Here is a 5,559-nt window from a genome sequence, read left to right on the forward strand (position 1 = left end):
TACATCTTCCATACCAAATTCTACTAACTCTAGATGATTTCTTCCTTTACTAAATTTGTCGCGTTTGAGAGCCTCAACTTGTATGTTATCGCTTTCGTGAGGAAACAAATATTTGAGGTCCTTTTCAATTCTACGATATGTTGGTAAGTACAAGATGCGTGCTGTAACATGGTTTTTTAGGAACTTGTCAGCTTTTTCTAATCCGCTTTGTTGTGGTTGCTCGTTAGAAAATTCCGCAACAAAATCTTTTCTTACTCTTTTCAGCGTGGCGTGGCCTAATTCTAATCTCTCTGATAAAAACTGAGTTATTTTTGGAGTTATTGGGTCATTGCTGATATATTTAATGAATTCTGGACTGTTGGCTATTTGTCTTGCTCTGGCTAGATATCGCGGTGGAATATTTCTAACCCTTGAATTTGAGTACGACTGTCTATCCAGCTCATCCTCTAAATCTTCTCGTGTAACTCTAAATCGTCTCCCTTTAGCTTTTAACGATAACTCCAAGAATTCATAATCGCTCATTTTTTTCCATTGGCGACTAATAAAAAAATAAAAGAGATTGAGTATAGTACTTTTCCCTAGACCATTAACTCCAACAATAATAAGTTTATTGTCTTTAATCGGAATCGAGACGTCTTCAGTGCCAAATAAGCCTTTAACACTAAACTCTTGAAAGTTTATGGTCATAGATGAATTCCCCAACATGTAAAAAATTAACTATACATTTGTTGCACGTATTAAGGGAATTTAAAAGGTATTTATCTTGTGTTAGAAAAATTTGCTTCAGCTAGAGTCTCTAGTAATCCATGTGCAAAAAGTATATCCATTATTCGCTTGATATTCTCCAAAGGCTAAAATGCAGCCCCAATAGGTCTGGACGACAGTTATTCCTAGATATACAGCTAGGATTAAACTCAAAATAAACAGACTAATAGAGACAATAACTTGTCGTTTTTGGCGAGTTTTGAAGATATCTCTGTAAAACGATAAGCTGGCCTCAAACACGAGGGTGTTTTCATTTAAAAGATTTAAATGGGGTTGGAGGGCTTTTAACTGATCTTCACTGCTTGGATGTGGATGAGAGGCTAAATGCCTCTCTAGCCTCTCCATATGATCGTCTAGGCGCTTCATAAGGTCGATGATTTCACTCATAGTTCAGGTCCTCGTTTTCGTTTGAATAACCTCTTAGGCGGTTTTGGCTTTGCCGTTTCTGTGGACTTGGTGTCCGTGATTTGTTTGTCCAAATTGGCAATTTCGGATTTGAGAGCTTTTTCTTTATCTTTCTTTACTTTTTCAGCTTCACGTTTTTTCTTTTGTTTTGTGACCTCACGTAAGTGCTGCCAAGCGATACTTTGAGCATGTGCGTTGGAATCTATATCGCTTGGTAACTTTAAACCGGCACTTTCAAAGAGAGCACGCTGATTTTCATTTAACGGTCTAGGCTGTCTAATGAACATTTGTTCTTGGTACGAGACCTTTTGGGCTACCATATCTTTTGTATAAAGTTCTTTCTTTCTATTTCGGTGCATCTCTCGAATTTCTTTTCTAAATTTTTTTTGTTCGGAAGTTTTGTGAGCTTCCAGCCTATTTGTTTCATGTTTGAGGTGTAGTTGCTCATATTGTGAAAAATTATTTTCTCTGACATGATTGATATGAAATGCCCTTTGAGGAATTCGGCGTTTTGCTTTTCGATGAATGCCGGTGTCACTTAACCGCCCCGGATGGAATTTACTCTTGCAATTCTCATTAATAATTTTTGCAATAACTTTTCTCTCATTTCTTACTGCTTGCTTACCGACTAGCGGGCGTTTGTCAGGGGACCTATCTACTATAAAACTATTATTATGATTCTTAACGGGCCGAGATGTGACAGCAACATGAATATGTGGTTGTACTTTTCCATTTCCATGGACTGCTGCTATAGCTAAATGATTTTTTTCTTGCCAGTATTTTACGATAGCGTCAGCGGTATTCTTTTTTTGTTGGTGATTGCTCTTCGCAGGAAGTTCAAATGTTTGCTTGATAAGTATGCGTTCTGCTTGTGTACCTTTTCTAATACGAGCAGAGTTATCAATCTCCTTTATTGCTTCTTTTAATTTATCAGCATCTCCAGAAAGATGTTCTAGGTCTTCGTCTTTATTTTCAAAGTCTCCAGCCCTTGCTAAGTAATCAATAGCTTTAACCCCACCAGAAACTTTCACACTTGAAAAATCACAATGAAATGTTCTCCAACCTCCAAGACCTATTCTTCCAGATACCAATTCTATTTCTGCTTTAACGTCTCCGATTAGACGTCCCATTTTGAGATATTCATTTTCGTCCTCAATCATTTACGTGGTTCCCAAGAAACGTGTTTTTTGCCCTTTGGTGACTTGATATTTGTATTTGGAGTAGAGGAGTTAGCCCAATTAACAGTCGTTTGACTGTTAGTTGGGCTAAAATTAACTCCTATATCCTGCTTTACACTAGCGATTGGTAAGATCTTTTGTTCTGGTTCAAAGACCTTTTCAAGAAAATTAGTAGCGTGGGTTAGGGCACTTTCAGCTGAGAAAAATGATGCTTCTCCACTAATTATTTTTTGGGGCAGGTTCTTTTCTTCTATAAGAAAAATAGTTGTGAAAGTGTCGTTATTTTTTTTATTTCCGATATAAAAAAGTGGAGATAAACCGAGATTAATGTACCCAAATTCGGGGGTGAAGATTATCTTGCCCGATGATTCACAAACCGCAATTATTTGCCAAAAATTATTGTCGGTATATTCATTTATAGCCGCTCGAAAAATCACGCCCTTTTCAATGGAGCTTAAAGGTGTGATCTTAGTCGTTTTTGTTTTTGTATCTAAGCCAATTAGGGAGTGCATTTTCAAATCCTCTCGTGAAAAAAAACGGAAAGTTTATGAACGCTTTAGTTCGGTTCGTTGGTGAAAAGTTAAGATGAGTTCGGTCACATTTGTGTCTTTGGAGATAGATTTTCTGAACTCATTTTTTTGCGTTAGCGGCAGTTGTTTCCACCAAATAAGTGCCATGCATAAATCGCTTTTTCTTTGAGTTTTATGCCCCGCATTGCGTGATATTTCATGCATGGCGATTACATCTTTGATCGATGTGTATGTACGATCAAAATCATCAAACTTGTTGGTGATGTGGATAGTAAGCCCAATAGCGCTTCTGATTTCTTTTTGCGTATGGGTTAACGATTTAATGAAGGAAGAAATCGCACAAAGAAGGAACCAATGCCCTCTTTGTTCCAAGCCATCTTTGAACCATTTTTCTCTGAAATCTATTTTCAATTTCTGAGAAATATTGCGTAGAATTACACTTGAAACTGAGAAAAGTTTCTCATCCGTGTTGATGCAGTTTACTGTCAATTCTTTGCCATCAAGTTGGCGCAAACTATTCAGCCCCCGTAAAATCCAATCTAGGCTTTCAGGTATCTCAGAAGGTAGAGTTCTAGCATTTACCCAAGTCACGCTCGTTTTCTGGCGAGCCTTCTTTGCCTGCGCCACGGAGTTTGTATCTTGGACTTTGAGTTCAGGGGTAACTGATGCATCAGCTTTTTTACCTTTTGGTTCAAGAAGGACGGCTTTGTCGTTTGATTTTGATTTTTCTGAGCGGCTGTCCTTTTGGCATGAACCAACTCTTTTTTCGTTCCTGCTTATAGAAGTAGGATTCTGTCTTTTCTTTATATATTTAACTTTATTAAAACTATAACCTCCGGTCTGGACTCTTTTTTGTCCACCGGTGACAGTATTAAATATTACAAAGCGACCTGATTGAGTAATAACACAGAAGTCATCGGTATGTTCCATGCTAAGGCTAAGGCCGTGAGTGCAGATGAAAACAAGATCCCTCATAATCTTGTTTGAAATGGTGAAAGTTGTAAGTTCTTGTCGCCATCTTCCAGAACTGTCTTGTGATTTATCTCCTGCAATTCGGTTGATTAAACCATACTCGATAGCTTTTCTGAGCATGGATTTAACAGTTGACGTAGATGTTGCTGAATCCAGGGCCAGAATGTCATAGCTTCCTTTCCAGAAACCTAAATTGTCTTTCTTGATCTCACGGCCAATTTTTCTAGCTAATGTAACGAGGGCCAGAGCTTCAGTTGGCCGCAGTGAGATGTTTAGATTTAAGCACAGAGTTAATGCAGGGAGTTTGGCATTGTAATCCTTGTCACGGCGTTTAATCGTCGCCTGTAACTGTTGATGCTTTTCATTTTGTAATGTTTCAGGTAGAATCTTTGTGCTGAATTTTGAAATCGTCTTCTGGCTGTTGACCGATTTCTTTTCAAGATGATTGAGGGAGGGTTTTGCTCTCCCTTTTTCTATTTGGAGATCAAGCATGACTTAATCTCACAATTATAAGCTTTGTACTGAATGGAAATAAGAGAACAAAAAGAGTTTGAGACGCTAGACACTATACTCTTCAACGCCGCAATAATCCGTTGAGGGACAAATAGTGAAACTTGTCTAACAATATTGATATTAGTGAAGAAGTGGGTAATTGTGATTCCGGAGGCCGTGGGTTCAAGTCCCATTAGCCACCCCACTTTTCCCTGTCCGTCTTCAAGCTATTGGCACAGATTTAAGTTTTCAGCTTTAGAGGCATTTATTATTTCTTAATTTTTTGATGCAAAAATTCTTATGTATTTATATTCTTGTTTTTTTGATAATTTCTCAGAATCGATAGTCTGGAATGTACCGTCATCGTGAAAATAATATAGAGTAGAAAAAGTATTGCTCATGGTTGAGATGCTCAATTCAGGAGGGAATTTGCCATTTTCGTTTAAGAAATTTTTTAGACTGTATGTGTGAAATGCACATGGTGTTAAAAAAGTGGTCGGTAAAAAATGGCATTTAGTGTAGCCGAAGCATTTTTTGCTATCCGGATAGTAGAATAATAAATCAACTTCGAATCTAAATTGGATATTGTCGCTAGTAGTTAGTGCGATTCTAAAGTTTCTTGCAGCTTTTATAGCTTCTATGACGTCATGATTGTTTTCGAAGTTCGTTCCAGAAAAAACCTCTTCGTAGTCGTTTCTAACCACCCATTCCATTTCTTCATAACGTACTTTGTTCATTATTTGAATGTTGGATTGTGTTATACCATCAACAGGCAAAGTCGTAACATTAAAAAATCCAGGCCCAACGTTTGAATAGCAATAGTAACTTTTAAAGCCAGCATTAGGACCCTTCATATTGTCATTAATTCCATTATGGTGTCCGTCGGTAAAGCTAATGTATCTATCTTCTTCTAAGATATGATTAGGAAGACTATAATTTTCTATATATGTTTCGCTGCCGCTTCGATGTGCTATTTTGTCTGACGGGCGTAAAAAAATATTTACTGAGGCTCCATTTTGAAACACTTCCTTTAAATCTTCTATATTTAATTCTGGTTGCCAGTTAGTTTGAGATTTTTTGTACTGCATAGAATTAGTTTTATCAGCAGTATCGTTTTCTAGGACACGTTCAAAAAAATTGGACACATTTATCTCCAAAATATTAGGTGATTAGATATCAGTTATAAAATTGAGAACATTCACGGATTCTGAAAGAAA

Annotated in this window: 6 protein-coding genes; all 6 read right to left on the reverse strand. The window is 37.2% G+C overall.

The features are described from left to right. Positions 1-687, reverse strand: a 687-nt coding sequence (locus E1160_RS00835; protein ID WP_218048631.1) for an AAA family ATPase, incomplete at its 3' end; no start/stop codon positions are given. Positions 688-783: 96 nt separating this feature from the next. Beyond that, positions 784-1,152 carry a hypothetical protein gene (locus E1160_RS00840; protein ID WP_155153102.1) on the reverse strand — a complete coding sequence of 123 codons (369 nt, stop codon included), beginning with the start codon at positions 1,150-1,152 and terminating at the stop codon, positions 784-786. Continuing rightward, positions 1,149-2,330: a hypothetical protein gene (locus E1160_RS00845; RefSeq protein WP_155153103.1), complete on the reverse strand. Its 1,182-nt coding sequence runs from the start codon at positions 2,328-2,330 to the stop codon at positions 1,149-1,151. Before E1160_RS00845 ends, E1160_RS00840 begins: the two co-directional genes overlap by 4 nt. Beyond that, complete coding sequence (locus tag E1160_RS00850) at positions 2,327-2,860, reverse strand: hypothetical protein (RefSeq protein ID WP_155153104.1); 534 nt, start codon at positions 2,858-2,860, stop codon at positions 2,327-2,329. Before E1160_RS00850 ends, E1160_RS00845 begins: the two co-directional genes overlap by 4 nt. Positions 2,861-2,893: 33 nt before the next feature. Beyond that, a complete protein-coding gene (locus tag E1160_RS00855; protein ID WP_155153105.1) occupies positions 2,894-4,342 on the reverse strand; it encodes a hypothetical protein in 1,449 nt (482 codons plus the stop codon). 275 nt (positions 4,343-4,617) lie between these two features. Beyond that, positions 4,618-5,487, reverse strand: a complete 870-nt coding sequence (locus E1160_RS00860; protein WP_155153106.1) for a hypothetical protein — start codon at positions 5,485-5,487, stop codon at positions 4,618-4,620. Positions 5,488-5,559: the final 72 nt, after the last annotated feature.

It is taken from the genome of Curvivirga aplysinae (genome assembly GCF_009711445.1).
Lineage (GTDB): Bacteria > Pseudomonadota > Alphaproteobacteria > UBA8366 > Aestuariispiraceae > Curvivirga > Curvivirga aplysinae.